The organism is Shimia sp. R9_3 (genome assembly GCF_017743755.1).
GTDB lineage: Bacteria > Pseudomonadota > Alphaproteobacteria > Rhodobacterales > Rhodobacteraceae > Shimia.
Window position 1 is genome coordinate 18897 of record NZ_JAGHRP010000014.1, and the last position, 23779, is coordinate 42675.

General features: G+C 59.5%; 21 protein-coding genes and 1 pseudogene. 12 read left to right on the forward strand and 10 right to left on the reverse strand.

Annotation, left to right across the window (positions count from 1 at the left end; all coding sequences use genetic code 11):
* Nucleotides 1-41: 41 nt before the first annotated feature.
* The 3 genes from J7412_RS20575 to glmU are packed head-to-tail and all read right to left on the reverse strand — an operon-like array spanning nt 42 to nt 3894.
* On the reverse strand, nt 42-719 hold the full coding sequence (locus tag J7412_RS20575; protein ID WP_209081301.1) for a DNA alkylation repair protein: 678 nt from the start codon (nt 717-719) through the stop codon (nt 42-44).
* On the reverse strand, nt 716-2539 hold the full coding sequence (gene glmS, locus J7412_RS20580) for a glutamine--fructose-6-phosphate transaminase (isomerizing) (protein ID WP_209081304.1): 1824 nt from the start codon (nt 2537-2539) through the stop codon (nt 716-718). Before glmS ends, J7412_RS20575 begins: the two co-directional genes overlap by 4 nt.
* Nucleotides 2539-3894 (reverse strand): bifunctional UDP-N-acetylglucosamine diphosphorylase/glucosamine-1-phosphate N-acetyltransferase GlmU, encoded by a 1356-nt coding sequence (glmU, locus tag J7412_RS20585; protein ID WP_209081306.1) that lies wholly within the window; start codon nt 3892-3894, stop codon nt 2539-2541. Before glmU ends, glmS begins: the two co-directional genes overlap by 1 nt.
* Before the next feature lie 134 nt (nt 3895-4028).
* Between glmU and J7412_RS20590 the strand changes: the two genes are divergently transcribed.
* Both J7412_RS20590 and J7412_RS20595 read left to right on the forward strand, forming a co-directional pair.
* Nucleotides 4029-4703 (forward strand): HAD-IA family hydrolase, encoded by a 675-nt coding sequence (locus J7412_RS20590; protein WP_209081314.1) that lies wholly within the window; start codon nt 4029-4031, stop codon nt 4701-4703.
* A 58-nt stretch (nt 4704-4761) separates the two neighbouring features.
* Entirely contained in the window at nt 4762-5955 is a 1194-nt protein-coding gene (locus J7412_RS20595; protein WP_209081316.1) for an aminotransferase class I/II-fold pyridoxal phosphate-dependent enzyme, read from the forward strand.
* A 71-nt stretch (nt 5956-6026) separates the two neighbouring features.
* Here the strand turns inward: J7412_RS20595 and arsC are convergent, their stop codons facing one another.
* Genes arsC through J7412_RS20610 form a run of 3 tightly spaced genes read right to left on the reverse strand, consistent with a single transcriptional unit; the run spans nt 6027 to nt 7767 of the window.
* Nucleotides 6027-6365 carry an arsenate reductase (glutaredoxin) gene (gene arsC / locus J7412_RS20600; RefSeq protein WP_209081318.1) on the reverse strand — a complete coding sequence of 113 codons (339 nt, stop codon included), beginning with the start codon at nt 6363-6365 and terminating at the stop codon, nt 6027-6029.
* A complete protein-coding gene (locus J7412_RS20605) occupies nt 6362-7429 on the reverse strand; it encodes a quinone-dependent dihydroorotate dehydrogenase (RefSeq protein WP_209081320.1) in 1068 nt (355 codons plus the stop codon). Before J7412_RS20605 ends, arsC begins: the two co-directional genes overlap by 4 nt.
* Nucleotides 7426-7767, reverse strand: a complete 342-nt coding sequence (locus tag J7412_RS20610; RefSeq protein WP_209081322.1) for a DUF952 domain-containing protein — start codon at nt 7765-7767, stop codon at nt 7426-7428. The genes J7412_RS20605 and J7412_RS20610 overlap by 4 nt, the downstream gene beginning before the upstream one ends.
* Nucleotides 7768-7890: 123 nt before the next feature.
* On the opposite strand from J7412_RS20610, the gene J7412_RS20615 reads away from it, so the two are divergent.
* The 6 genes from J7412_RS20615 (at nt 7891) to J7412_RS20640 (ending at nt 14893) form a co-directional block, all read left to right on the forward strand.
* Nucleotides 7891-9453, forward strand: a complete 1563-nt coding sequence (locus J7412_RS20615; protein ID WP_209081324.1) for a 5'-nucleotidase C-terminal domain-containing protein — start codon at nt 7891-7893, stop codon at nt 9451-9453.
* Between the two features lie 67 nt (nt 9454-9520).
* A complete protein-coding gene (locus J7412_RS20620; RefSeq protein WP_209081332.1) occupies nt 9521-9826 on the forward strand; it encodes a DUF1992 domain-containing protein in 306 nt (101 codons plus the stop codon).
* Nucleotides 9826-10485 carry an SOS response-associated peptidase gene (locus J7412_RS20625; protein ID WP_209081334.1) on the forward strand — a complete coding sequence of 220 codons (660 nt, stop codon included), beginning with the start codon at nt 9826-9828 and terminating at the stop codon, nt 10483-10485. The genes J7412_RS20620 and J7412_RS20625 overlap by 1 nt, the downstream gene beginning before the upstream one ends.
* Before the next feature lie 138 nt (nt 10486-10623).
* Nucleotides 10624-11445 carry a bifunctional allantoicase/(S)-ureidoglycine aminohydrolase gene (locus J7412_RS20630; protein WP_209081336.1) on the forward strand — a complete coding sequence of 274 codons (822 nt, stop codon included), beginning with the start codon at nt 10624-10626 and terminating at the stop codon, nt 11443-11445.
* Between the two features lie 144 nt (nt 11446-11589).
* Complete coding sequence (locus J7412_RS20635) at nt 11590-12588, forward strand: type I glyceraldehyde-3-phosphate dehydrogenase (RefSeq protein ID WP_209081339.1); 999 nt, start codon at nt 11590-11592, stop codon at nt 12586-12588.
* Nucleotides 12589-12616: 28 nt separating this feature from the next.
* Nucleotides 12617-14893 carry an NADP-dependent malic enzyme gene (locus J7412_RS20640; protein ID WP_209066058.1) on the forward strand — a complete coding sequence of 759 codons (2277 nt, stop codon included), beginning with the start codon at nt 12617-12619 and terminating at the stop codon, nt 14891-14893.
* A gap of 301 nt (nt 14894-15194) precedes the next feature.
* On the opposite strand, the gene J7412_RS20645 is transcribed toward J7412_RS20640, so the two are convergent.
* Entirely contained in the window at nt 15195-16967 is a 1773-nt protein-coding gene (locus J7412_RS20645) for an SLC13 family permease (RefSeq protein ID WP_209081341.1), read from the reverse strand.
* 142 nt (nt 16968-17109) lie between these two features.
* Here J7412_RS20645 and J7412_RS20650 point away from each other — a divergent pair, with 142 nt between their 5' ends.
* Nucleotides 17110-17850 carry a YebC/PmpR family DNA-binding transcriptional regulator gene (locus J7412_RS20650; protein WP_209066062.1) on the forward strand — a complete coding sequence of 247 codons (741 nt, stop codon included), beginning with the start codon at nt 17110-17112 and terminating at the stop codon, nt 17848-17850.
* Between the two features lie 77 nt (nt 17851-17927).
* Here the strand turns inward: J7412_RS20650 and J7412_RS20655 are convergent, their stop codons facing one another.
* Together J7412_RS20655 and J7412_RS20660 are read right to left on the reverse strand one after the other, a co-directional pair.
* Nucleotides 17928-18500, reverse strand: coding sequence for a superoxide dismutase family protein (locus tag J7412_RS20655; protein WP_209081343.1), 573 nt, complete (start codon nt 18498-18500; stop codon nt 17928-17930).
* Between the two features lie 189 nt (nt 18501-18689).
* On the reverse strand, nt 18690-19607 hold the full coding sequence (locus tag J7412_RS20660; RefSeq protein WP_209081345.1) for a LysR family transcriptional regulator ArgP: 918 nt from the start codon (nt 19605-19607) through the stop codon (nt 18690-18692).
* Between the two features lie 88 nt (nt 19608-19695).
* Here J7412_RS20660 and J7412_RS20665 point away from each other — a divergent pair, with 88 nt between their 5' ends.
* Together J7412_RS20665 and J7412_RS20670 are read left to right on the forward strand one after the other, a co-directional pair.
* Entirely contained in the window at nt 19696-20337 is a 642-nt protein-coding gene (locus J7412_RS20665; protein ID WP_247744036.1) for a LysE/ArgO family amino acid transporter, read from the forward strand.
* Between the two features lie 194 nt (nt 20338-20531).
* The gene (locus tag J7412_RS20670) at nt 20532-21464 is read left to right on the forward strand and encodes a pirin family protein (RefSeq protein WP_209081347.1); all 933 of its coding nucleotides are present in this window, start codon (nt 20532-20534) and stop codon (nt 21462-21464) included.
* 32 nt (nt 21465-21496) lie between these two features.
* On the opposite strand, the gene J7412_RS20675 is transcribed toward J7412_RS20670, so the two are convergent.
* Entirely contained in the window at nt 21497-22624 is a 1128-nt protein-coding gene (locus tag J7412_RS20675) for a methyl-accepting chemotaxis protein (RefSeq protein WP_209081354.1), read from the reverse strand.
* Nucleotides 22625-22846: 222 nt separating this feature from the next.
* On the opposite strand from J7412_RS20675, the pseudogene J7412_RS20680 reads away from it, so the two are divergent.
* Nucleotides 22847-23773: pseudogene (locus J7412_RS20680) on the forward strand (DMT family transporter); the annotation flags it as partial.
* Between the last annotated feature and the right edge of the window lie 6 nt (nt 23774-23779).

Sequence of the window (23779 nt, forward strand, 5' to 3'; positions counted from 1 at the left end):
TGTAGAGATGTATTTTCTATACGACTTTGGCGCGCGCCCAATCAGCCAAGGTGTTTGCTGGCTTCTTTTCTGGCAAATGGCTTCATTTTTTCGCCATGGTTTTCCAGAAATGCACGCACACGCGGTTCATCGTGCTTTGACAGATCGCGCAGCCACCAAGCCACGGCTTTCTGGATGAACCACTCTTCATCAGAGACATACTCCGCAGCCCACCCCAAAATACGGTCCCGAGCCTCAAGTTCAGCTGGTTTTGGGTTGTTCTGTTTGGTCCACGGCAGCGTGATCACCAAAGCCGCGCGCCGGGTCCACATATGCTCTGACGTGGTCCAGCTTTCGACGGCATCTAAGCGTGATGGATCGGCGATGAGGCGGCGTTGACCAGCCATGCAGGCATGATCGGCAATAGCCCAACTGTCGAAATCCGCGACCCAGCTGCATATGAGCGCCCAGGCACCCTCATCAGGACGCAGGCGTGCTTGGGTCAGCAATTTGGAAGCCACGATACGCGCTTCAAAAATATCTGTTTCCCAAAGGGCCTGCGCCAACGCCACCCGGGTTTCCACCGAGAGCGTCTGTCGCCAGGTTTTGGCAAGATCATTGAGAGCCGGGTTTGAGATGCCCAACACGTCTCGTGTCTGCTTGTGGTAGGTCTTCATGCCGTCTGCACGCCCGGGCTCAACAAGGGCGTGCAGATGTTCAAGGGCGTCTTCGAGCGTCATTCCACAGTCACAGATTTTGCGAGGTTGCGTGGCTGATCGACGTCAGTGCCTTTTGCAACCGCGGTGTGGTAGGCGAGAAGTTGCGCGGGGATCGCGTAAAGAATGGGAGACAAGACAGGCGAAACCTGCGGCATCTGCAGTGTTTCCCAAGCCCCCTCGGCGCCTTCTTTCATGCCAGTGGAGTCTGAGATCAGCAGCACCTTTCCAGCGCGCGCCATGACTTCCTGCATGTTGGAGATCGATTTATCAAACAGCTCGTCATGTGGGGCAAGCACCACCACAGGGACCTGCTTGTCGATCAATGCGATCGGGCCATGTTTCAGCTCGCCGGAGGCATAGGCTTCTGCGTGGATGTAGCTGATTTCCTTGAGTTTGAGGGCGCCTTCCAGCGCGAGCGGGAACATCCGGCCTCGACCCAGGAACAGAATGTCACGTGCTTCCGCCAATTTGCGCGCCACTGCAGCGACCTGTGCCTCACCGCCAAGCGCCTGATTGATCAAGCCCGGTACGCCGCGCAGATCGGTCAAATTCTCTGCCAGCTGGGCGTCGCTCAGCTTACCCCGGTCATGGGCTGCCTTCAGCGCAAGCATCAGAAGCACGGTCAATTGGCAGGTGAAGGCCTTGGTGGAGGCCACGCCAATCTCGGCACCCGCAAGAATGGGGAGCACAAGATCGCTTTCCCGCGCAATCGAGCTCTCCGGGACATTCACGACCGACACAATCTGCTCCGTTTTGCCTGCGCAATAGCGCAGTGCAGCAAGCGTGTCTGCGGTCTCGCCTGACTGGGACACAAACAAAGCAACGGTGCCTTCGGTGACAGGAGGCTCGCGATAGCGGAATTCGGAGGCTACATCGACTTCGACTGGTATGCCTGCGACCTGCTCAAACCAGTACTTTGCAGTCAGGCAGGCGTAATAAGCCGTGCCACAGGCGACCATGGTCAAACGGTCAATTTTGGTGAAGTCTAGGCCAGCGTCAGGAAGAGAAACGGCCTTGCCGTCTTTGGACAAATAGTGATCGATGGCTTGGCCAAGTACGGTTGGCTGCTCTGCGATCTCCTTGGCCATGAAGTGTTTGTGCAGACCTTTGTCGACCTGAGCCTGGTCAACATTGATGGTTTTGCGCTCACGCTCAACGATCTCGCCAGCCTCATCGCGGATCACCAACGATGTTCGGGTCAGGACCGCGCTATCGCCTTCTTCAAGGTACGTGATCTGATCGGTCAGCGGCGCAAGGGCAATTGCGTCGGAGCCGACATACATCTCACCCTTGCCGTACCCAATCGCCAAAGGGGATCCTTTGCGCGCTGCAACGATCAGATCGTCTTGACCTTCAAACAGAAAGGCGAGGGCAAAGGCACCATCCAGGCGTGACAGTGTTTTTAAAGCGGCATCAACGGGCTGCAGGCCAGAGCTGATGTAGCTTTGCGTCAAAAGCGCAACTGTCTCGGTGTCGGTCTCCGTGACGAAGGAAAACCCGTCACGCGCCAACTCTTCACGCAACTCGCGGAAGTTTTCGATGATGCCATTGTGGACCACGGCCACGGGACCAGCGCGGTGCGGGTGAGCATTGGTGACGGAAGGCGCACCGTGGGTCGCCCATCGGGTGTGGCCGATCCCGGATTTGCCTCTGAGAGGTTCGTGGACCAGCAAATCAGAGAGATTTACCAACTTTCCCACGGCACGGCGACGTTCCAGTGCGCCGTCATTCACGGTCGCAATTCCCGCGCTGTCATAGCCGCGATATTCGAGCCGTTTCAGCGCTTCAACAAGGATGGGCGCTGCCTCGTGGTTTCCGAGGACACCAACGATTCCACACATTATTTGGTCTCCGAAATTTGTTTTTGTTTCTTTTTCTTTAATAAATCGAACAATTTTCGCGCTACGCCGGGTTTGTTGACCTGATCGGCGCGCGATAGCGCCAAATCCGTGGCGGGAACATTCTTGGTGATCACCGACCCCGATCCCGTCATCGCTTCATCACCAACAGTGACCGGCGCAACCAACATCGTGTTGGAGCCGATGAACACTCGGTCTCCGATGGTGGTGCGGTGTTTCATCACCCCGTCGTAGTTGCAGGTGATCGTACCGGCACCGATATTGGTTCCGCTCCCCAGCGTGGCGTCGCCGATGTAGGACAGATGATTGACCTTGGTGCCTTCGCCAACTTCGGCGTTTTTGATTTCCACAAAGTTACCAATGTGCACGTTTTCAGACAGCTCAGCTCCGGGGCGCAGGCGTGCGTAGGGGCCAACGGTTGCACCGCGGGAAACGTGGCAGCCCTCAAGGTGAGAAAACGCTCGGATGCGCGTGCCGCTTTCCACCGTCACATGGGGCCCAAAATAGACGTTGGGCTCAATCACGGTGTCCCTGCCAATCACAGTGTCAAAGGACAGCATGACGGTCTCTGGCTGTTGCAATGTGACACCAAGGTCCAGCAGCTCGGCGCGGGCATTTTTTTGGAAAATGCCTTCGGCTTCGGCAAGGTGCGCGCGGGAGTTGATGCCTAGTGTCTCGGCCTCGTCACAGGACACAGCCGTAACGTTCAGCCCTTTTTCGCGCGCCAGACCTACGATGTCAGTGAGGTAGTATTCACCCTGCGCGTTGTCTGACGAAATAGCGCTGATCAAATCAAAGAGCGTCTTGCTCTCAACCAGCATCACGCCTGAATTGCAGAAAGTGACGGCCCGCTCATCTGCTGAAGCATCTGCAAACTCGACGATCCGCTCAAGCTGATCGCCATTCATAATCAGGCGGCCGTATTTTCCGGGATCTGCAGCGTCAAAGCCAAGCACCACGACCGCGTTCTGCTCTTTTGCTGCGACCATGTTCTCAAGGGTTTCAGCGCGTACAAATGGGGTGTCCCCGAAGAGGACAATCACATCACCATCAAAATTAGCGAGCGCCTCTCGGCACATGTCCACTGCGTGGGCCGTACCTTTTTGTTCTTCCTGCAAAACTACTGCGGCGTCAGGATCAAAATCAGAAACTTCTTTGGCCACAAGCTCGGCACCATGGCCTGCCACAACCAGTGTCTTTTCCGGAGACAAAGCTTGTCCGGCCTGCATCGCATGGATCAGCATCGGGGCGTTCGCAATCGGGTGCAGCACCTTGGGCAGGTCCGAATTCATCCGTGTGCCTTTGCCCGCGGCAAGGATGATGAGGGCTATGCTCATTTGTTTTCTCTTTGTATTTCGGTTGTGCCCGTTTTATCGGAGTGCAGGAAGGGTGCAAGGCCGACAAGCTTCAATTCAGGTTGCGCCTTGTAACAGCCGTGGGCGGGAACTCGCGCATTTTAAGGGATAAGCGGATGAAAACAGTGGTTTTTGATCTGGATGGAACTCTGGCGGACACAAGTGGGGATCTGATTGCAGCGGCCAACCATTGTTTTCGGGACATGGGGTATGGTGACGTTTTAAGCGCTGAACGGGATGCAGGCGTTGCTTTGCGCGGCGGGCGGCGGATGCTCACCGAGGGGCTCACACGTATGGGCGCGATGAATGAGGCGACGATCGAGCGCTATTATCCAGTTCTGCTTGAGGCTTACGGCGGCGCTATTGCCGAGCACACTGTGCTCTATGATGGTGCGATGGAGGCTGTGGAGCAGTTGAAAGCGCTTGGCTATGGCGTGGGCATTTGCACCAACAAGCCTGAAGCGCTGGCCCAACAGCTCTTGATCGCGCTGGGCGTGCGCGAGGCCTTTGGGGCCTTGGTCGGAGCGGATACATTGCCTGTGCGCAAACCTGACCCCGCACCTTTAATCGAAACCGCGCGTCGCTTGGGAGGCGATCCGGCAAAAACGCTCCTGGTTGGCGACAGCGATACAGACCGCAATACAGCCAAGGCAGCGGGTGTTCCGAGCGTATTGGTGACCTTCGGGCCCAGTGGAGAGGATATGGCCGCGCTCGACCCCGAGGCATTGCTGCATGACTACGCTTCATTGCCGCAGGTGGTGGATACTCTGCTGGCAGATCCCGTCAGTTGATTGCGGCGGCATCCGATCTCTCGTAATGCTTATGCAGCGTTAATTCATTGAGGCCCCAATGAGCGAAGTTTTTACCGGCAATTTCACCCAGCAGGAACCCATCTCTGAGGAGGCGATTGCCGCCGCCGTAGAAGTCATGCGTACTGGGCGTTTGCATCGCTACAACCTGACCGAAGGGGAGGTGGGTGAAGTCTCTTTGTTGGAGCAAGAATTTGCACAGAGTGTGGGCGCGAAATACTGTCTCGCGGTGGCCTCGGGCGGCTATGCGATGGGCTGCGCCTTGCGGGCAATGGGCGTTGGCGCTGGGGACAAAGTGCTGACGAATGCCTTCACGCTGGCTCCGGTTCCCGGTGCGATCGCGAGCGTGGGGGCTGTGCCGGTGTTCGTGGGCGTGACCGAAGGCTTGGTGATTGATCTGGAAGATCTGGAAGCCAAGGCCGATCAGGCAGATGTTCTGATGCTGTCGCATATGCGGGGGCATATCTGCGATATGGATGCGTTGATGGCGATTTGCGCCCAGCACGGCATTCGGGTGATTGAAGATTGCGCGCACACAATGGGCGGCGACTGGCGCGGCATCCCATCTGGCCGGTTTGGGGCGATGGCGTGTTATTCAACGCAGACCTACAAGCATATGAACTCGGGCGAAGGCGGCTTTCTGATCAGTGATGATGCGGATCTCATAGCGCGGGCGACCATCTTGTCCGGCAGCTACATGCTCTATGGGCGCAATGGGGCCGTGCCCGAGGCCGAGGTTTTTGAAGGCGTGAAGTATGACACGCCAAATGTGTCCGGCCGTATGGATCACTTGCGCGCCGCCATCCTGCGCCCGCAACTGCGCAAGCTTTCTGACAGTGTCGCGGCCTGGAATGCGCGGCACGATGTGATCTTGAATGGGTTGCGCGATACGCCCGGGCTGACCGTTGTGGAGCGGCCTGAAGGCGAAGGCTACGTGGGCAGCTCGGTCCAGTTTTTGCTGCTGGATTGGTCGGTTGAGAAGATCAACGAGGTGCTGAAGCGCTGTGGTACGCGCGGTGTGGAGTTGAAGTGGTTTGGCGGTGCCGAGCCTGTGGCTTTCACGTCCCGTTACGACAGTTGGCGCTTTGCCCCGAGCGTGCCGATGCCAAAATCTGACCGGATCCTGAAGGGCATTGTGGATATGCGCATTCCACTGACGTTTTCGCTTGAGGATTGCGCGCTGATTGCGCGGATCATCAAGGCAGAAGTTGGTGCGGTGTTCCAATCGGGCTGATTGGGGCCGCTTGAGCGCGGAGGTATCGTTCCCGCGCTCTCAAAGTGTTTTAGCGCAGCAATCGCAGTAGCTTAAAGGATTTCCAGAACCGCTTCCGGAGGTCGTCCAATGGCGGCTTTGCCATCTTTAAGCACAATCGGACGTTCAATCAGGATCGGGTTTTCCGCCATAGCCGCGCGCAAAGTGGCGTCGTCGTCAGACTTGCTCAGGCCAAGTTCCGCAATGCGCTTTTCCTTGTTGCGCAACATGTCGACGGCTTTGAGGCCCAAGAGTTTCTGAACCTCGGCAATCTCTTCCGCGCTGGGCGCGTCTTCGAGGTAACGACGCACAGTGACGTCGCCTTTTTCTTCAACAATAGCCAGAGTTTGGCGTGATTTAGAGCAGCGTGGGTTGTGCCAAATGGTGATCACAGCCAGTCCTTTCGTTTGCTTCCAACAGCTTCTGCGACATTTGCAAAACCGTCGCGCTCCAGCAAGCCGTCCAATTCACGCACGATGGTCTCTGCAAGTGAAAACCCGCCGTAGACAAGCGCTGTATAAAGTTGCACCGCAGAGGCGCCTGCGCAGATCTTGGCATAGGCCTGTTCTGCAGAGCCAATACCACCGACCCCGATGAGAGGCAGAGTGCCGTCCGTCAGCTTAGACAAACGTGCCAAAACGCGGGTCGATTTCTCAAAGAGCGGTGCACCTGAGAGACCGCCAGCCTCGCCCTTGTGGGCGCTGGCCAGGCCATCTCGGTCGAGTGTTGTGTTGGTTGAAATGACCGCGTCCACGCCAGTTTCCTGAGCAACCTCAGCGATTTCGCCAAGTTCGGCATCCGTGAGATCCGGCGCGATTTTCAGGAATACCGGGATTTTGCGGCTCAGGGTGTCGCGGGTCTGCATGACACCACTCAGAAGGGCGGAAAGCGCGGCTTTGCCTTGCAAATCACGCAGTTTTTCGGTGTTGGGCGAACTGACATTGACCGTTGCGAAGTCCAGATGCGCGCCACAATGTGCCAACACGCGGGCAAAATCCTCGGCGCGGTTCTCGCTGTCTTTGTTGGCGCCGAGGTTGAGGCCGATCACGGCGTCTTTCGGACGCTGTGCCAGGCGCGCGCCGATAGCCTCCATACCGTCATTGTTAAAGCCAAAGCGGTTGATGGCGGCTTGGTCCTCGGTCAGGCGAAACAAGCGCGGTTTGGGATTGCCGGGCTGTGGCCGCGGCGTTGCTGCCCCCACTTCGACAAAACCAAACCCCGATTTAGCGAGGCCAGAAAGCGCGGTGGCATTTTTGTCAAATCCGGCGGCAAGACCAACGGGGTTGGGCAGATCAAGGTCCGCGACAGTGGTGCGCAGGCGCGGTGAGGTGATTTGCCCAGGCGCATTGGCGAGGCCCATTTGAATGGCGCGGATCGCCAGACCATGGGAGGTTTCCGGATCAATGCTGCGCAGGGCTTTCATGCCCAGCGTTTCAAGAAGACGCCCACCGCTCATTGGCTCAACCCTGCCGGAAATTGATGCGCACCATCGACGAGCGGGAGAGGCTGTGCCCAGAGGACATCTGAAAGCGCGAAAGCCCGGTAGAGATGCGGGAAGAGGGCACCACCGCGAGAGACCTCCCACTTCAGATCCTCCCCAAGGGTGTCAGCCTCTACCGCGAGCAGATACAGGTTTTCCTCTCCGGCGAAGTGTTTGGCGGCGGTTTCCGCAGCCTGTTCCGCTGTCGAGAAATGGACAAAGCCATCTGCAATATCCACGGGTGCGCCTGCCGTTTGGCCCTCGGCGCGCAGAGTGGCCCATTCCTCGGCCCGAAAAATCTTGAAAATAAGCATGGCTTGCTCATGCAACGGGCGCGGCGCAAGGTCAAGCTGTACAGCTTTTGTTAAACCTTTGACATGCGCGTCATTTAAGCGGCACGATATTGACTGAATGATAAAAACGAGAAGGGATTCTCCATGATTGCGCGTTTGATGACAGGGGCCGCAGCGCTCGCCGTAACCGCTGGTATGGCAGCCGCCGACTATACTTTGCACATTGTACATATCAACGATCTGCACAGCCGTATTGAGCCGATCAACAAGTATGACTCGACCTGTAAGGCTGAGGACAATGCAGAGGGCAAATGCTTTGGCGGCTATGCGCGTGTGGCGACCAAGATTGCCGAACTGCGCGAGGAATTGGCTGGTCAGAACCTCGTGGTTCTGGATGCCGGCGACCAGTACCAAGGCTCCCTGATGTACACGACCTACAAAGGTGACGTGGAAATCGAGATGATGGAGAAGATCGGTTTTGACGCCATGGCCGTGGGTAACCACGAATTTGATGATGGTCCGGAAGGTCTGCTCAAATTGGTCGAAGGCGTATCCTTCCCGGTGATTTCCGGCAACCTTGATGTCTCCCAATCCGATGTTCTTGCGGGCAAAGTGACCAACCATGTGGTGCTGGAAGTTGGCGGTGAAAAGGTCGCCATCATCTCCGCGCTCGCCACGGACACGGCTGAAACCTCAAGCCCTGGCGAAGCGGTGATCTTCCAGAATGAGATTGAAGCCCTGCAGGCGGATGTAGATGCGCTGACCGCGGAAGGCGTGACCAAGATCATCGCGCTGAACCACGTAGGTGTGAACAAAGATATGGAGATCGCAGGCGCCGTGTCTGGCGTGGATGCGGTTGTCGGTGGTCACTCCCACACCAAGTTCTCCAACACCGAAGAAGGCGCGATGGCCTATCCAACCATGGTTGGCAACGTGCCTGTGGTGCAGGCATATGCCTATTCCAAATATGTTGGCCACCTGACCCTGACCTTTGATGATGCAGGCAATGTGACCGAAGCAACCGGCGACACCATTCTGCTCGACGCCTCTGTGGCGGAAGATCAGGACATCGTCGCGCGCGTGGCCGAGCTGGCTGGCCCGATTGAAGAGATGAAATCACGCGTGGTTGCTTCGACCGACGCGGCGATTGATGGCGACCGTGGATCCTGCCGGGCAGGCGAGTGCGCCATGGGCAACCTTGTGGCAGGCGCGATGCTGGATCGTGTGAAAGATCAAGGTGTTGAAATCGCGATCCAAAACGGTGGTGGTCTGCGGGCGTCCATCGACGCGGGCGAAGTGACCATGGGTGAGGTGCTCACGGTGCTGCCATTCCAGAACACTCTGTCCACCTTCCAAGTGACCGGCGAAACCATTGTGGCCGCTCTGGAAAACGGTGTGAGCCAGATCGAAGATGGCGCAGGCCGCTTCCCGCAGGTTGCCGGTATGACCTTCAGCTTTGATGCCGCCGCAGACGCAGGCAGCCGCATCAGCGACGTAATGGTTGGCGGCGCGCCAATTGATCTCGCCAAGGTTTATGGCGTTGTGTCCAACAACTATGTGCGTAACGGTGGCGATGGCTACAAAATGTTCCGCGACGCTGAAAATGCCTATGACTATGGCCCGGACTTGGCGGATGTGACTGCAGAGTATCTGGCCAAGAATGGCGCGGGTGCGGCGGCTCTGGATGGCCGTATCAGCAAAAAGTAAGCGCCTGATTGCTTGACGTTTCTGACCCTCGCCGGGAAACTGGCGGGGGTTTTGCTTTGAGGGCGTTATGGATCATCCGCTGATCGATCTGATCAATCAGAAAATTCGCGAGGCTGAGGAGGCTGGCGAATTTGACAACCTGGCAGGAGCGGGAAAGCCTTTGCCAAAGGAAGAAGATCCCGAAAACGCTTTGATCAATCGGCTGGTGAAAGAAAGCGGTGGCGTGCCAGAGTTTGTGTCCTTGTCCCGTGAGCTGGCGAAGCTGCGGGAACAATTGCGAGAAACGGGCGACCGCACCAAGCGGCGCGACATCATGAAGGACATGTCCATGATGGAAGCACGGATCGAGATGGCGCGAAAGGCCCATCGCTGATGTGTGGACGTGTGGCGGTTACCCTGCCAAATGACGCCATGGCGCAGATGTTCGCGGCCTCCCCGGCCAACAACCTGCCGCAGGTGCCAAATTACAATGTCTGCCCAACCACGCAAATTCATGTGGTTTTGGGGGGGGCTGATGTGGGGCGCAAGCTGGTCTCCATGCGGTGGGGCTTTCTGCCCAGCTGGTACAAAGCCCCGAATGATGGCCCCTTGCTGATCAACGCGCGGGCCGAAACCATCGCAGAAAAGCCTGCCTTTCGAAGGGCTTGCCGGAAGCGGCGTTGTTTGATCCCGGTGACGGGGTTTTATGAATGGACCAAGGATTCTGAGGGCACTCGCTGGCCTTGGTACATTCATGGGTCAGAGACCTTGGCGCTGGCGGGGGTGTGGCAGGAGTGGGGCGTTGAAGGTGAGCGCATCGCGACCTGTGCGGTTGTCACCACATCTGCCAATGAGACCATGTCTCAGATCCATCATCGCATGCCTGTGGTGATTGATGAGGATGATTGGGGCCTTTGGCTTGGGGAAAAGGGGCACGGTGCCGCGACTTTGATGAAAGCAGCGAATGAGGATCTCTTGTCCTTTCATCAGGTGGATCGCGCGGTGAACTCAAATCGGGCATCAGGGCCAGAGCTGATCGAACCCTTTGAGTGATCTTCAACTTCGGGCACAAAGCGCCGGGGTATTTTCAAGAAAAGCGCAACACTCCTTCAGCTCATAAAACCCGCCTTGTGCATTGGCCTGAGCGGAGAGTTTGGCAATGATGGGCCGAGACTTTTCTGGAGGGTTTTCATGACCAAAACACCGTATTTCGCACCGCAGGGCGGGTTGCCGCCTCAGACACAGTTGCTGACGGATCGGGCGATGTTTACCGAGAGTTTTGCCGTGATCCCCAAGGGCACGTTGACGGATATCGTCACTTCCAACCTGCCGTTCTGGCGCGACACCCGTGTGTGGGTCATTGCGCGCCCGATGTCCGGGTTCAGCGAGACGTTCTCGCATTATATCGTGGACGTTGCGCCTGGTGGCGGCAGCGACAAGCCTGAGCTTGAGGCGGGCGCACAGGGTGTTCTCTTTGTGGTGGAGGGCGAGGTGTCTTTGTCCATTGAGGGCAAAGATCACACTTTGTCTGTAGGCGGCTACACCTATCTTCCGGCTGGGTGCAATTGGCGCCTGATCAATCGCTCAGAGCAAAACGCGAAATTCCATTGGATTCGCAAGCTTTATGAAGCGGTTGACGGGATTGATGCGCCTGAGGCTTTTGTCACCAGCGATGCGGACACCCCCATCCGGCATATGCCAGATACCGATGGCGCTTGGGGCACCACGCGATTTGTGGACCCTGACGACATGCGCCATGACATGCACGTCAATATCGTGACCTTTGAGCCGGGCGGCGTGATCCCCTTCTTGGAGACACATGTGATGGAGCATGGGCTCTATGTGCTTGAAGGCAAAGCGGTTTATAAGCTCAATCAGGATTGGGTCGAGGTCGAGGCCGGCGACTACATGTGGCTGCGCGCCTTCTGCCCGCAGGCGTGTTACGCAGGTGGCCCGGGCAAGTTCCGTTATCTGCTCTACAAAGACGTCAACCGGCACATGAAGCTCCGTTAATCGCCGTGACGTGACGGCATCGCAGAAAACCACGCGTGGTAGCGGTAACGGGTTAAATTGGGTCGTTTTTCTGCAGAATTGGGGGTGGCAATTGACCGGCAAACCGGATCAATTGGCGTTCCAGAGGACTCGCAGGATCGCAAGATGACCGCAGATCGCACCCGTATTTTCATCAATGGGTTTGGCCGCATCGGCCGGACCCTTTTGCGCATCCTGTCAGAAGGTGGGTATCCCGATATCGAGATCATTGGCATCAATGACATCGAACCGCTGGAAACATGCGCGTATCTCTTTGAATATGATAGCGTTTTTGGGACGTATCGCGGCAGTGTCGAGGCTGCTGATGGCGCGCTGATCGTGGATGGAAAGCGCGTTCCGTTTCATGCGCAGAGTGATCTCAGCAAGCTCGATCTCAGTGCCGTTGATGTGGTGTTGGAGTGTACCGGCATGGCAGGCACGCGCGCGATTGCGGAGCGGGGATTGGCAGCGGGTGCGCGGTCTGTGCTGATTTCAGGCCCGTCTGATGAGGCTGACGTTACTGTGGTGCTTGGCGCCAATGATGCAGCCCTCAAGGATCAGGTGATTGTCTCCAATGCCTCCTGCACGACAAACGCTTTGGCGCCGCTGATGCGGGTGTTGGATGCGGAATACGGGCTGATCTCAGGGCATATGACCACGGTGCATTGCTATACGGGCAGTCAGCCGACGGTGGACAAGCCGCGTGGCGATCTGGCGCGCAGCCGGGCGGCGGCTTTGTCGATGGTGCCGACCACCACTTCTGCGCAGCGGATGATTGATAAGGTGCTGCCGCATCTGAAAGGGCGGGTTGAGGCGCGGGCGATCCGTGTGCCCACTGCCAGCGTGTCAGCCATTGATCTGACAATCCAGACGGAGCACGCGGTGACCGCTGAGGCGGTGAACACATTGTTGCGCCAAGAGGCGGAAAACAAAGGAATATTAGGGTGGACGCGCAAACCGTTGGTCTCCACAGACCTGCGGGCGCGGCCGGAATCCCTGATTGTGAGCGAGCGAGAAACCAGCGTTTCGGTGGGCGGGCTTTTGCGCGTCTTCGGCTGGTATGACAACGAATGGGGCTTTTCCAACCGGATGTTGGATATGGCCCGATTGATGGGGCGGCGTTGAGCCGTGCGAGGGGACTTGGGAGATAGAAATGACAAATACCAAAGATCATGATCGCGCCCGCGAGGCCGCGTTGAAATATCATGAGTTTCCAAAGCCCGGTAAGCTGGAAATTCGCGCGACCAAGCCGATGGCAACCGGTCGCGATCTGAGCCGTGCCTACAGCCCGGGCGTGGCTGAAGCCTGTATCGAGATTGAGAAAAACCCCGCAGATGCAACGCGTTACACCGCCAAAGGCAATCTGGTTGCGGTGATTTCCAACGGCACGGCGGTACTTGGCCTTGGCAACATCGGGGCGCAGGCGAGTAAGCCGGTGATGGAAGGCAAGGCGGTTCTGTTTAAGAAATTCGCCGGGATCGACTGTTTTGACATTGAGGTGAATGAGCCTGATCCGGAGAAACTGGCGGATCTGGTATGCCGTCTGGAGCCGACCTTTGGCGCGGTGAACCTTGAGGATATCAAGGCGCCGGATTGCTTTCTGGTGGAGCGTCTCTGCAAGGAGCGAATGAACATTCCGGTGTTCCACGATGACCAGCATGGCACCGCGATTGTGGCAGCTGCGGCAGCCTATAACGCTTTGATTGTGGCCAAGAAAAAGGTCGAAGACATCAAAGTCGTGGCGCTGGGCGCGGGGGCGGCGGGGATTGCCTGTCTCAAGATGCTGATGACCATGGGTGTGCAGCACGAAAACATCCTGATGCTGGACAGCAAAGGCGTGGTGCACAAGCAGCGCAACGATCTGACGCCGGAGAAGGCGGAATTCGCGCAAGCCACTGAAAAGCGGACCACAATGGAGGCCATGGAAGGGGCGGATCTGTTCCTTGGTGTCTCAGGCCCCGGGCTTCTGACCAAAGAGATGGTCGAGCAGATGGCGGACAATCCGATCATCTTTGCGCTGGCCAACCCGACACCTGAGATCATGCCGGAGGAGGCGCGTGAGGCGGCTCCAGGGGCGTTGATCGCCACGGGGCGGTCGGACTACCCCAACCAGGTCAACAACGTGCTCTGCTTCCCCTTCATCTTCCGAGGGGCGCTGGATGCGGGTGCAACCGAGATTAACGACGAGATGAAGCTCGCCTGTGTGGAGGCGATCGCGGCGTTGGCGCGGGAAACCACCAGCGCGGAAGTGGGCGCGGCCTACAAAGGCGAGGAGCTGACATTTGGCCCTAACTACCTGATTCCAAAGCCGTTTGATCCACGTCTGCTGCCGACCATTGCGGTGGCTGTGGCTCGTGCAGCGATTGAATCCGGGGTGGCGACCAAGGAGCTGGATCTCTACGCCTATGAGGACAAACTGCAGGCGCAGGTGTTCCGGTCTTCGATGATCATGCGGCCGGTCTATGAATCTGCCAGCATGTCGCGTCGCCGGATCATCTTTGCCGAGGGGGAAGACGAGCGGGTGCTGCGCACGGCACAGGCGATGCTGGAGGACACGGTGGACACGCCGGTGCTGATCGGACGTCCGGAAGTTGTTGGCCATCGTCTTGAAAAGGCTGGATTAAAGATCAAGCCGGGGGTTGATTTTGAACTGATCAACCCGGAGCAGGATGAGCGTTATCGCGACTATTGGACCACCTATCACCAGAAGCTGCGGCGCAATGGTGTGAGCCCGGACAGTGCGCGGGCGATCCTGCGGACCAACAACACGGCGATTGCCGCCATTGCGGTGGAGCGCGGGGATGCGGACAGCATGATCTGCGGCACCTTTGGCGAGTATCGCTGGCATCTGCGCTACGTCACAGATGTGTTGAAAAACAATGAGTTGCACCCGATTGGCTCGCTCTCTCTGATCATTCTGGACAAGGGGCCGCTGTTCCTTGCAGACACCCATATCCACATCGAGCCGACCTCTGAGCAGATTGCGGAGACGGTGATTGCGGCGGCGCGGCACGTGCGGCGCTTTGGGGTGGATCCGAAGATTGCCCTGTGTTCGGGGAGCCAGTTTGGTAACCTTGACAGCCACTCTGGCCGGGTGATGCGCGGGGCACTGGATGTGCTGGATCAAACCGAGCATGACTTTGAATATGAAGGAGAAATGCACACCGATGCGGCGCTGGATCCGGAGCTGCGGGAGCGTCTGTTCCCCGGTGGGCGGCTCAACGGCAAAGCCAATGTGCTGGTCTATTCCAACACCGATGCGGCGGGTGCGACCCGCAACATTCTGAAGTCGGTGGCGGATGGGCTTGAGGTTGGTCCGATCCTCATGGGGATGGGCAACCGCGCGCATATCGTGACGCCGTCTATCACTGTGCGGGGCCTTTTGAACATCGCCGCGCTGGCGGGCACAGCGGTGTCGACCTACGGCTAACAAGCCAAATATTTCGCAGCATGCAACAGCCTCCGTTAACCATGGTTTTCGGGGGCTGTTTTGCGTCGGTATCCCGTCGGTATTGCGGAGGTGCGATTTTCAGGCCGCGCGAAAGGTGAAGGCAACGTGCGGTGAGGGGCGCAACGGAGGGGCGCGCCTGACCCTGGGTGGGCGCATGTATGGCGAAAGATGCCTGCGGGCGCTTTCCATCAAAAACAAGCGTGGCTTTATGGCTCGCCGTTGGCAAAGCGCCCTCCCGTGGGGAGGGTCGGGCGCGGCCCGGCTTTGCCGGGCGATTGGGTTACAGCGGCCAGAACACCAGAATGGCGGGGATGGACACGGCGACCACCAAGATCTCAAGCGGCAGGCCCATGCGCCAGTAGTCGCCAAAGCTGTAGCCGCCGGGGCCGAGGATCAGCGTGTTGTTCTTGTGGCCGATGGGGGTGAGGAAGGCCGAGGAGGCCGCCACGGCCACGGCCATCAGGAACGGATCGGCGGAGACACCCAACGCCTGCGCCATCTGAATGCCGACCGGGGCGGCGACGATGGTGGTGGCGGTGTTGTTGAGCACATCAGACAACGTCATGGTCACGAGCATCAGCACCGTCAGCACGGCCCAAGCGGGCAGACCGGCGGTGAGGCTGACAAGGCTGTTGGCGATGAGCGCGGTGCCGCCGGAGCTGTCCAGCGCCGCGCCAAGCGGGATCATGGAGCCAAGCAGGACCACCACCGGCCATTCGACGTGATCGTAAAGTTCGGAGAGCGGCACGATCTTGGCGAGCACATAGGCCACCACCACCAGACCCAAGGCGACGGGCAGGTAGATCAGCCCAAGCGAGGCGGCGGCGACTGCGCCCACAAAGAGACCGATGGCGAGCCACATCTTGCTGTTGGCCGTCACCACGAGGCCGCGGTCTGCGAGCGGCAGACAGCCAAGCCAGTCGGTCACATCCGGGCCGCGATCCTTGTGAACGAGGATCAGGAGGATGTCGCCGGGCTGCACCACGGTTTTGCGGATCTGGCTGCGGATGCGGCGGCCTTCGCGGGAGATGCCCATAAGCACCGCGCCCTGACGCCACGCAAGGCCAAGCGCCTGCGCGGTCTTGCCCGCGATGCGGGCGGTTTCGGGCACCACAACTTCGATGATGTCGAGACCGTCGCCTGCGGCGTTGAGATGCTCCTCGCGTTTCTCATCGGAGAAGTTCAACGAGAGCGCGGCGCGGAATTCATCCAGCGCGTCGGGGCTGGCTTCGAGCACCAGCGCGTCGCCTTCGCGCAGCACGTTGTTGCGCGCCGCACCATAGAGCCGTTTGCCGCCGCGCATGAGGCCAAGGAGCTGCACATCAGCGTCTTCGGCGTTGGGCTCAAGCTCGGCCAGACGTTTGCCGATGAGTTTGCTCTCTGCGGGCACGGTGAGTTCGGCGATATACTGGCCAAGATCGGAGACCTTTTTGCCTGCGTCTTCGCGATCCGGGATCAGACGCCAGCCGATAAGCGCCACAAACAGCAGGCCGGCGATGGCGGTGAGGCCACCCACGGGGGCGAAGTCAAACATCCTGAAAGGTGCCCCAAGGGCATCTTCGCGGATTGAGGCGATGATGATATTGGGGGGCGTGCCGATGAGCGTGGCCATGCCGCCAAGGATGGTGGCAAAGGAGAGGGGCATGAGCGATTTGGCGGGGCTGCGGCCTGCCTTGCGGGCGGTCTGGATGTCCACCGGCATCAGCAGGGCCAGCGCGGCGACATTGTTCATGAAGGCCGACAAAAGCGCGCCAATGCCCCCGATGATGGCAATATGGCTGCCCAGTTTGCGCGCGCTGTCCACCAATGTGCGGGTGATGAGAAACACCGCGCCGGAGCGCACAAGGCCTGCGGAGACAATCAGCACCAGCGCCACAATCAGCGTGGCGGGGTGCCCAAAGCCGGAAAAAGCCTCTTTGGTGGGGACCACGCCAAGCACAACGCCCAGCAGCAGGGCGGTAAACGCCACCAGATCATAGCGAAACCGCCCCCAGAGCAGCATGACAAACACGCCGCCAAAGAGGGCAAAGAGGATGATCTGATCGGTGGTCATAAAAAGCGCCTGTGGTCAAAGTGATGCGATCATCTCAACCGTAGGGGGGCAAGAAACGCAAGCCGCTTGCGGATTTTGGCCGCTCTGACGTATAGAGACCCCTGATATAGAACATCTGCCATAACAGACCCGGAGGCGAACCATGGCCGGCCATAGTAAATGGGCAAACATTCAGCACCGCAAAGGGCGTCAGGACGCCGCGCGCTCCAAGCTGTTTTCCAAACTTTCCAAAGAGATCACCGTTGCTGCAAAAATGGGTGACCCGGACCCGGAGAAAAACCCGCGTCTGCGTCTGGCGGTGAAAGAGGCCAAGAGCCAATCCGTGCCAAAGGATGTGATCGAACGCGCGATCAAGAAATCCGTTGCCGGTGACGGGGATGACTATGAAGAAATCCGCTATGAGGGCTATGGCCCCAATGGCGTGGCGGTGATTGTTGAGGCGATGACCGACAACCGCAACCGGACCGCCTCCACCGTGCGCTCGACCTTCTCCAAGAATGGCGGCAACCTGGGCGAGACCGGCTCTGTGGGCTTCATGTTTGACCGCAAGGGCGAGGTGACTTACCCGGCTTCCGTGGGTGATGCGGACGCGGTTTTTGAAGCGGCCATCGAGGCGGGTGCCGAGGACGTGGAAAGCTCTGAAGACGGCCACATCATCTGGTGTGAAGACACCGATCTGAACGACGTCTCCAACGCGCTGGAAGCGGCGCTGGGCGAATCTGACAGCACCAAGCTTGTCTGGAAGCCAACCACCACCACCGAGATGGATCTGGAAGGCATGCAGAAGCTGATGAAGCTGATTGACGCGCTGGAAGATGACGACGACGTGCAGCGTGTCACCGCAAACTTTGAAGCCTCTGACGAGGTGATGGAGCAGCTCTAAGCGGCTGCGTCCCCGAGATTTAAAAAAGGCCCGCGGCGGGGAGCTGCGGGCCTTTTGTTTTGCGCGCTGGGAGGAGGTCAGCGCGCGGTGATGACGCCGCAGGCGATGCGCCCGCCGGAGCCACCGATGGGTTGGGAAAAGTGATTGTCCGGATTTGCGTGGATCACCAAGGTGGAGCCGTCTTCATCGAGCACTTTGCCGTCGCCCTGATCAAGCATCAGAAGATTGGTATAGAGCTCGACCTCTGCGGTGCCGTCCGCGCCAACGATCAGATTGGGCAGATTGCCTGCGTGCGGGCCGTCAGCGTTGAAGAAGCCGTGGGGCAGGTTGCCAGGCATGATATGGCCATGGGCGCCTTTGAAGGTGTCAAGCGGGGCGCATTCTCCAACCGCGTGAAAATGCATGCCGTGTTTGCCCGGTGGCAGGCCTTTGACCGACAGCGAGATCAGAATGCCGCGCGGGCCTTGCATGAAGCTGGCGGTGCCGATGGGGTTGCCTGCGTTGTTGATCAGCGTGGTCTCTGCTGTGGCGGTGATCTGCGGGGCTTCGGCTGAGGCGGCCGACGCGCTGGCCGCGAAGGGCGTGATCGCGGCGGGGGCGAGCGTGGCGGTCAGGAGGGCGGGAAACAGGAGGGATTTCAAAAAGTGCATCTTGGTAGTCCTTCGCTTTGGTTGTCTGCGTGACACTGTCAGGGCGAGGTGGGCAGACCGCGCGGGCGCTCTCTGTCTGTGCGGCCTTCTGGCGACAAGAGAACGGCGCTGGAAAAGCTGTGCCTCACTACATCAACGCGGCGCACGGGGAATTTATGCAAATTTTATTGAAATTGGTTTTATGCGCGGTCAGCGCGGCGGGAATGTGGATGGCGATGTCGGCGAGGACGTGGGCGGCAGGGTCTGCTTGGCCACGCGCTGAACCGCCTTGCTGAGCGCCTCAAGGGCGGGGGCGAGCAGGCGGCTGGATTGCCAGAACAGCGGGGTGTCATAGGTGGTGTCAGGGATCAGCGGCACCAGCGCGCCGCTTTGCAGATGCGGGCGGATCAGGGGCTCCGGGTTCATGCCCCAGCCAAGCCCCCGCAGGCTGGCCTCCACAAAGCCGGTGGAGGAGGGCAGGCGGTGGCTGGGCGGTGTGGGGGTGACGCCGAGATTCCGGGCCATCCAGATCTGTTGCAGCCGGTCCTTGGCGTCAAAGATCAGGACGGGCGCGGTGGCAATCGCCTCTGCCGTGACGCCAGACGGAAAATGGCGCGCCATATAGGTCGGGCTGGCGGAGGCGACGTAGCGCATGGCCCCAAGCGGGGTGCTGTCACAGCCCGCAATGGGCGCCTCATGGGCGGTCACGGCCGCCACGACCTCGCCGCGGCGCAGCCAGTCTGCGGAGAAATCCTGATCATCCACCACCAGATCAAACAGCAGATCAGGCACCTCGGCGGCGGCTTTGAGAAACCATGTGGCGAGGCTGTCGGCGGTCACCGCTATGCGCAGGCGGGCGACGCGGGGCGACAGCGTTTCCAGATCTCGCGCGAGCGCGCCTTCCAGCAGGCCCACCTGATCCAGATGCGCGGCCAGACGGCGGCCGGTCTCGGTGCCCTCACACGGGGTGCCGCGCAGCACCAATGGCATGCCCACGCGCTCCTCCAGGGTTTTCAGCCGTTGGGAGATGGCGGATTGGGTCACGCCCAACTCCTGAGCGGCAGCCTCAAAGCTGCCGGTGCGCAGGATCGCGGCAAGAGCGGCGAGATGGGCGTAGTCGAGTTGCATTAGTTTTCCTAATGATGCGGAAGATGTTTTAATTTGAGTAATTGTAGGGGGCGCTTTAGTCAATCCGCAAGCTCGGGAAGGACAGCAGATGGTTGAGACAGGCATTGGGACGGGGATTGAGACGGGCATTATGGGCCCCGCAGCGGCAGGGTTTGTGCTTGGATTTTCGCTGATCATGGCGATTGGGGCGCAGAATGCCTTTGTGCTGCGCCAAGGCCTGCGGGGTGAATATGTGCTGCCACTGGTGCTGACCTGTGCGATCTCTGACACCATCCTGATCACCCTGGGCGTGGCCGGGTTTGGCGTGCTGATTGCGGCCAATCCGAGCGCGCTGGATTTTGTGCGTTATGCGGGCGCGGCGTTCCTCTTTGTCTATGGCGCGATGAATTTCCGCGCGGCCATGAAGGGCGGCGACGCGCTGGATGAGAAGGGCCGCACGGTGGGCAGCCTTGGGGCGGCGGTCACCACCTGTTTGCTGCTGACCTGGGCTAACCCACATGTCTATCTGGACACGGTAGTGCTGCTTGGGGGGATTTCGGCGCAATATACCCCCACCTGGGCCTTTGGACTTGGAGCTGCGGTGGCGAGCTTTGCGTTTTTCTTCTCGCTGGGGTTTGGGGCGCGGCTGTTGCGGCCGCTGTTCACCAATCCGCGCGCCTGGCAGGTGCTGGATGTGTTGGTGGGGCTGACCATGTGGGCGATTGCCGCCAAGCTGATCTGGGGCATGTAGAAACAAGCTGACGGTGTTTGAGGGCGCTGCCCTCGCCCCAACAGGTTGGGGCTTCACCCGGGATATTGGGGGAATGAGAAGGCGGGCGGGCGTGGTTGACGCCAGTGTTGCACAGAGACTGTGCGCGGGTCGCGGTTTGTTGCAAGGCGGTTTGCGGCTAGGTTTGTGGCAGCTGTTGTCTGAGGAGACCCGCCATGAGTTGGAACCCCGCCCTTGAGCCTTCTTGCCCTGATGCTGCGACGCTGGACAGCATTGAGACCGTCATCATTCCCCGCGCGCGCGATCTGGGCGGGTTTTCGGTGCGCCGCGCTTTGCCAGCACCCAAGCGCCAGATGGTGGGGCCGTTTATTTTCTTTGATGAAATGGGACCGGCGGAGTTTCTGACCGGGCAGGGCATTGATGTGCGTCCGCATCCTCATATTGGGCTGGGAACGGTGACCTATCTTTATCGCGGGGAGTTTGAGCACCGCGACAGTCTTGGCACCCATCAGATGATTTACCCCGGAGAGGTGAACTGGATGGTGGCCGGAAATGGCGTGACCCATTCAGAGCGCACCAGTGAGATGACGCGGCAATCGCCGAGTTCGCTGTTTGGCATTCAGACCTGGATTGCCCTGCCTGAGGAGCGCGAGGATGATCCGGCGATGTTTGAGCATCACGGCAAGGAGACGCTGCCGGTGCTGGAGGGGGAAGGCAAAGAGGTGCGGCTGATCCTTGGGGATGCCTGGGGCGCGCGTGCGCCGGTGACGATGCTGTCTGAGACCTTTTACGCCGATGTGGTGCTGCAGCCCGGAGCCAAGCTGCCGATGCCGGACAATCATGAGGATCGCGGGCTTTATGTGGTGCAGGGCGCGGTGGAGATCGCGGGAGATGTGTTTGAGCCCGGGCAGATGATGGTGTTTCGCCCCGGGGATGCGATCACGGCGGTGGCCGGGCCGCAGGGCGCGCGGCTGATGGCGCTGGGCGGGGCGACGATGAACGGGCCGCGCTATATTTCCTGGAATTTTGTCAGCTCCAGCAAAGAGAAGATCGAGGCCGCCAAGGCAGATTGGTCTGCCGGGGATTGGGCGCATGGGCGCTTTCAGCTGCCGCCGGGGGACACGGAGGAGTTTATCCCGCTGCCTTAGTGGACAACGCGCTTTGGAGGAGAAGCGGGGGCTTACATGGCCTGAGGAAGCGGCTGGCCTTGGGATGCAGGCGCGACGTCCAGAAGGCTTAGAGCCTCACCGCAGAGTTCGATGTTTTTCTGTGAGCCCTGCACCGCGGCCTGTGTGTTGTCTTTGATGCTGCGGATTTCGGAGACAATCTCGGAATAGAGCGGCAGCTGGCGGCGGGTCTCTTCGCTGCTGGCGGTGATATTGGCGACGAGTCCGTCGATGTTTTCCTGAATGGAGCGGGTCAGAGTGCGGCAGGCCTCGCCGCGCTCAAGGCTCTTTTCGGCAGCGATTGCGACTTTGCCAACGGTCTCAGAGAGATCGGCCTGTGCCTGTTGCAGCCCTTCCATGCGCTCCAGAATGCGGGAGATGTCAGACTCTGCCATATCGGCAAGCTCACGCACTTCGCCCGCGATGATGGCAAAGCCGCGGCCCTGCTCGCCGGCACGGGCGGCTTCGATGCCGGAGTTGAGCGCCAGCAGGCGGATGCGGTCGGCCAGCCCGCGAATGGCTTCAGAGGCGCTGCCAACCTCCGCAAGGGTGGTTTCGATTTTTGCCACCGGGGTGGCGATGTGGGTGATCTGTTGGGTCGTGTCTGTGGTCAGATCCAGAAATCCGTCGACCTCCAATGTCACATCGCGCACGGAATTGCCGACCTGCGCGGCTTTCTGGGCTGCGCGGTTGGCGCCTTCGCTGAGGGTGTCAAACACCACGCCGAGGCTTTCGGCCTGAGTGATGAGGTTGGAGATGAATTCCACCCGTTCGCGGGAGGTGCGGTTCACGTTGGAGGCGTTGTTGCGGATGGTTTCGACCCGCGCGGTGGCGTCTTGCAGGCCGTCCGGATAGATGGTGCGCTCTTCCACGACGGTGCGGATCTCGATCTCCGGCTCGCGTTCTGCCTCGATCTCCTCGCTGGAGCGCGCTTTGGGCTGCGCAAAATAGGTCGACAGGCTGCTGACACAGAAGGGGATTACGGCGGTCAGGCAGGCGGCCAGAGGATCAAAGGCGGCCTCTCCAAAAAGCGCGGGCCACTGGTTGATGAAGGTCAGAAGCGGGCCAACGATGCTGGCAGCGATCAGGCCGCGTTTGAGCGACAGGCGCACGGCGGGAGGAAGAGACTGTGAAGAACGCATTAAAAGACCACCTTGTTCCAGCAGCTACGGTTTAGGCCGCGCGTCCCAATATTTTGTAAACGGGCTGCATCAAATGCCGGGGTCAACGGGCTGACCGCGGGCAGGGCCGGGCCAAGAGTGGGGGCGGCGCCGTCGCTGCGCAAGAGGCTCGCGGTCAGATGACGGAGTTTTGAAGGTTAACCTGTTTGCTATCTCGACTCTTGGGGCGGCGCGTGCCTAAGTGACGCCATGACAGATGCAGCTCAGACAAATACGGAAGCGGGGTCTCCGCTGAAAGGCGTGTTTTGGATGCTGGTCACGGGGCTGTGCTTTGTGGCGGTGACGGCTTTGGTGAAGCTGGTGGGCACAAGGCTGCCCGCCTCCGAGACGGCTTTTCTGCGCTATGCGCTGGGCGTGGTGTTTCTGATCCCGATGATCCGGCCCATTCTGGCCGCCAAGCTGAGCCGCCGACAGGTGGGGCTGTTCACGCTGAGAGGGGTTTTGCACACGGGGGCCGTGGTGGCGTGGTTTTTCGCCATGGCGCGAATCCCAATCGCCGAAGTGACAGCGATGAACTACCTCTCGCCTGTCTATGTGACGCTGGGCGCGGCTTTGTTCCTCGGAGAAAAGCTGGCGTTTCGCCGGATTGCGGCGGTGATTGTGGCGCTTGCTGGCGTGGCGATCATCCTGCGGCCCGGGTTTCGTGAGCTGAGCCCCGGGCATTTTGCCATGCTGTTCACGGCGCTGGGCTTTGCCGGGGGCTATCTGATTGCCAAGAAGCTGAGCGAAGAGGTTAGCCCCACGGTGGTGGTCGGCATGTTGTCTGTCACGGTCACCATCGGGCTTGCGCCGCTGGCGCTGTCGGTTTGGGTGACGCCCACGTTTGAGGAGCTGGTGATCCTGTTTGCGGTGGCCTGTTTTGCCACGGCGGGCCACTACACCATGACGCTGGCGTTTAAGGCCGCACCAGTCACCGTGACCCAGCCGGTGAGCTTTTTGCAGATGGTCTGGGCGGTGCTGCTTGGCTGGCTGGCCTTTGGCGAGCAGCCCGATGTCTGGGTGTTGGTGGGGGCGCTGGTGATCATCGGGGCGATCAGCTTCATCACCTGGCGGGAGGCGGTGTTCAAGCGGCGTCAGATCACGCCATTGGTGGGGCAGACCAAGATGTGAGCGCTC

What these genes read in the sequence shown, in the direction of transcription:
- J7412_RS20605 (WP_209081320.1), bottom strand. Translation starts at nt 7,429, where the DNA reads ATGAGCGGTGGGCGTCTTCTTGAAACGCTGGGCATGAAAGCCCTGCGC.
- J7412_RS20645 (WP_209081341.1), bottom strand. Translation starts at nt 16,967, where the DNA reads ATGACCACCGATCAGATCATCCTCTTTGCCCTCTTTGGCGGCGTGTTT.
- J7412_RS20640 (WP_209066058.1), top strand. Translation starts at nt 12,617, where the DNA reads ATGACAAATACCAAAGATCATGATCGCGCCCGCGAGGCCGCGTTGAAA.
- J7412_RS20675 (WP_209081354.1), bottom strand. Translation starts at nt 22,624, where the DNA reads ATGCGTTCTTCACAGTCTCTTCCTCCCGCCGTGCGCCTGTCGCTCAAA.
- J7412_RS20615 (WP_209081324.1), top strand. Translation starts at nt 7,891, where the DNA reads ATGATTGCGCGTTTGATGACAGGGGCCGCAGCGCTCGCCGTAACCGCT.
- J7412_RS20635 (WP_209081339.1), top strand. Translation starts at nt 11,590, where the DNA reads ATGACCGCAGATCGCACCCGTATTTTCATCAATGGGTTTGGCCGCATC.
- J7412_RS20625 (WP_209081334.1), top strand. Translation starts at nt 9,826, where the DNA reads ATGTGTGGACGTGTGGCGGTTACCCTGCCAAATGACGCCATGGCGCAG.
- J7412_RS20660 (WP_209081345.1), bottom strand. Translation starts at nt 19,607, where the DNA reads ATGCAACTCGACTACGCCCATCTCGCCGCTCTTGCCGCGATCCTGCGC.
- J7412_RS20575 (WP_209081301.1), bottom strand. Translation starts at nt 719, where the DNA reads ATGACGCTCGAAGACGCCCTTGAACATCTGCACGCCCTTGTTGAGCCC.
- J7412_RS20590 (WP_209081314.1), top strand. Translation starts at nt 4,029, where the DNA reads ATGAAAACAGTGGTTTTTGATCTGGATGGAACTCTGGCGGACACAAGT.
- J7412_RS20665 (WP_247744036.1), top strand. Translation starts at nt 19,696, where the DNA reads ATGGTTGAGACAGGCATTGGGACGGGGATTGAGACGGGCATTATGGGC.
- J7412_RS20595 (WP_209081316.1), top strand. Translation starts at nt 4,762, where the DNA reads ATGAGCGAAGTTTTTACCGGCAATTTCACCCAGCAGGAACCCATCTCT.
- J7412_RS20620 (WP_209081332.1), top strand. Translation starts at nt 9,521, where the DNA reads ATGGATCATCCGCTGATCGATCTGATCAATCAGAAAATTCGCGAGGCT.
- J7412_RS20630 (WP_209081336.1), top strand. Translation starts at nt 10,624, where the DNA reads ATGACCAAAACACCGTATTTCGCACCGCAGGGCGGGTTGCCGCCTCAG.
- J7412_RS20610 (WP_209081322.1), bottom strand. Translation starts at nt 7,767, where the DNA reads ATGCTTATTTTCAAGATTTTTCGGGCCGAGGAATGGGCCACTCTGCGC.
- glmS (WP_209081304.1), bottom strand. Translation starts at nt 2,539, where the DNA reads ATGTGTGGAATCGTTGGTGTCCTCGGAAACCACGAGGCAGCGCCCATC.
- J7412_RS20670 (WP_209081347.1), top strand. Translation starts at nt 20,532, where the DNA reads ATGAGTTGGAACCCCGCCCTTGAGCCTTCTTGCCCTGATGCTGCGACG.
- J7412_RS20655 (WP_209081343.1), bottom strand. Translation starts at nt 18,500, where the DNA reads ATGCACTTTTTGAAATCCCTCCTGTTTCCCGCCCTCCTGACCGCCACG.
- glmU (WP_209081306.1), bottom strand. Translation starts at nt 3,894, where the DNA reads ATGAGCATAGCCCTCATCATCCTTGCCGCGGGCAAAGGCACACGGATG.
- J7412_RS20650 (WP_209066062.1), top strand. Translation starts at nt 17,110, where the DNA reads ATGGCCGGCCATAGTAAATGGGCAAACATTCAGCACCGCAAAGGGCGT.